A 316-nucleotide genomic window follows, 5' to 3' on the forward strand; every position below is an offset into this window, starting at 1 on the left:
CTTGTTTATGGTGGAGATAAAGAGATTCGAACTCTTGACCCCCTGCGTGCAAGGCAGGTGCTCTCCCAGCTGAGCTATATCCCCATGTATATTATATTATAATTAAACTTGTTTAGGTTTTAGTGACCTTCTTCGTTTTAAGGCTCAGTTCCTGAGTACTTTTTACTTCGTAAAAAGTATCCCGACCTACATCGATTCGCTCATTTCATTCGCTTATCGTGTTAGGATCGTCACTATACCCCCATGTATATAATGTAATAGTCAATTTTTGTTTAGTTGTTATGTTTTTATGCCTTAATTTTTAATATCAACGACC

The 316-nt window shown here is 37.0% G+C and carries 1 tRNA gene; it reads right to left on the reverse strand.

The features are described from left to right. Positions 1 to 8: 8 nt before the first annotated feature. Positions 9 to 84, reverse strand: a tRNA-Ala gene (locus HMPREF0077_RS10240). Positions 85 to 316 lie beyond the last annotated feature (232 nt).

Origin of the sequence: Anaerococcus tetradius ATCC 35098, from assembly GCF_000159095.1 — a bacterium.
GTDB lineage: Bacteria > Bacillota > Clostridia > Tissierellales > Peptoniphilaceae > Anaerococcus > Anaerococcus tetradius.